This is a genomic window from Dietzia sp. DQ11-71 (assembly GCF_014144995.1).
GTDB lineage: Bacteria > Actinomycetota > Actinomycetes > Mycobacteriales > Mycobacteriaceae > Dietzia > Dietzia kunjamensis.
The window spans coordinates 1-1,988 of the sequence record NZ_JAALDT010000300.1 but is presented as its reverse complement, the minus strand read 5'-3'; the positions used below and the strand labels follow the sequence as shown (position 1 = coordinate 1,988).

The following is a 1,988-nucleotide window of genomic DNA, read 5'->3' as shown; positions in this document are numbered from 1 at the left end:
ACCGTCGACGCTTCCTGGTCCTGGCCGGGTCGGCCGCGGCCGTCATCGCCGCGGCCGGTGCCACGGGAATGGCCCTGACCCGCCGAGCCGCCGAGGCGGTGGCCGAACGCACCGGATTGCGGTTGCCCCGGGTCCTCGCGCGGAACGCGGCGCCTGCCGTGCCGACAGGTGTGGCCCCGGACGCGCCCGGCGTGACCCCGTTCCTCACCGACAACGACGAGTTCTATCGGATCGACACCGCTCTGCGGGTCCCTTCGCTGAGGGCCGCCGACTGGCGACTGCGCATCCACGGGATGGTGGAGCGCGAGATCGAGCTCGACTGGCAATCGCTGATCGACAGGGAGACCCGCGAGCGCATCATCACCATGACCTGCGTGTCCAACGAGGTCGGTGGCGACCTGGTCGGCACCGCGAGCTGGACCGGCTTCTCCATCGCTGACCTGCTCGCCGAGGCCGGGCCCCTGCCGGACGCCGACATGCTGCTGTCGACGTCGGTCGACGGCTGGACCGCCGGCACCCCGCTCGAAGCACTGACCGACGGCCGCGACGCCCTGCTGGCCGTGGGGATGAACGGCGAACCACTGCCGTTCGAGCACGGGTACCCGGTCCGTCAGGTGGTGCCGGGGCTCTACGGGTACGTCTCGGCGACCAAGTGGGTCGTGGACTGGGAGGTCACCCGATTCGACCGGGCCAGTGCGTACTGGACGGATCGCGGGTGGGCGGAGCGGGGTCCGATCCGGACGGCCAGCCGCATCGACCGGCCCGCGCCGCTCGCCGAGGTGCCGCCCGGGCCGGTCGTGGTGGCGGGCACCGCCTGGGCGCAGCGTCGCGGTATCGAGCGGGTCGAGGTCCGGGTGGACGACGGTCCGTGGCGCGAGGCGCAACTGTCCGAGGAGTACTCGGTCGACACCTGGCGGATGTGGTCGTGGACCTGGGACGCCGAGCCCGGCCTGCACACCCTGCACGTCCGCGCGACGGACGGGGCCGGTCGGGTACAGCCCGAGGAGCGGCGGGAGCCCGTCCCGAGCGGCGCCACGGGTTGGCACAACCGGACGTTCCGGGTGGCGACGGCATGACCCTCGTAGAGATCCCCACACCGGGAACACGGCCGCCCCGCGACCCGGACCGGATTGGCCCTAGACTGGTGACCGTGTCCGAGCCAGTCGCCCCGCCACTGACCGACCCGGGGCGCCTGCTCGAGCTCGCCGCCTCCGGTGACCTCCAGGCCTTCGGTCGCTTCTACGACCTCATGTCCCCGCGCGTCTACGGCCTGGCCCTGAGGGTCCTGCGGGACCCGGGGTACGCCGAGGAGACCGTGCAGGAGGTCTTCCTCCAGGTCTGGAAGCAGGCTGCCGACTACCGGCCGAGTCTGGGATCGGTGCAGTCCTGGGTGCTGACCATCACGCACCGTCGGGCGGTGGACCGGGTTCGTTCGGAGACGTCCGCCGCGCGGCGCGACGAGATGGACGCGGCGGCGGACTTCACCCGGTCCGGCGACATCGCGGAGCAGGTCACCGAACAGCTCTCCCGTGACGAGGACGCCGCGGAGGTCCGCAGATGCCTGGGGACCCTCACGGACAACCAGCGCGAGTCCATCGAGATGGCCTACTTCTCCGGACAGACGTACCGCGAGGTCGCCGACCGTCTCGGCACCGCGCTACCGACGATCAAATCGAGAATCCGCGACGGTCTCCGTCGCCTGAAGAACTGCCTGGGAGGTGAGCTGTCGTGAGCATTCGGCACCACGATCATCCGTCGGACCTGGGCAGCGTCCGTCCCGAGGACCTCGACCTCTACGCCCTGGACGCCCTGGACGATGACGAGGCCGAAGCCGTCGAGATGGCGCTGGTCAGCGCATCGGCCGAGGAGAAGTCGTCCATGCTGGCGCACATCGCCTCGACGCGTGAGGTCGTCGCCGGCATCGTCGCCGACGCCGGGCTCGACACCGCGCCCCCGCCGCAGTTGCGGGATCGCGTCCTGGAATTGGC

Annotated in this window: 3 protein-coding genes; all 3 read left to right on the top strand. The window is 71.3% G+C overall.

Features of this window, described 5'->3' with window-relative positions; all coding sequences use genetic code 11:
* Nucleotides 1-1,076 (top strand): molybdopterin-dependent oxidoreductase (locus tag G6023_RS11035; RefSeq protein WP_182635507.1); only part of this gene is annotated, 1,076 nt, incomplete at its 5' end.
* A 74-nt stretch (nucleotides 1,077-1,150) separates the two neighbouring features.
* Nucleotides 1,151-1,732 (top strand): ECF RNA polymerase sigma factor SigK, encoded by a 582-nt coding sequence (sigK, locus tag G6023_RS11030; protein WP_067719012.1) that lies wholly within the window; start codon nucleotides 1,151-1,153, stop codon nucleotides 1,730-1,732.
* On the top strand, nucleotides 1,729-1,988 hold a 260-nt coding region (locus tag G6023_RS11025), incomplete at its 3' end, for an RskA family anti-sigma factor (RefSeq protein WP_472986435.1). The genes sigK and G6023_RS11025, both read left to right, overlap by 4 nt.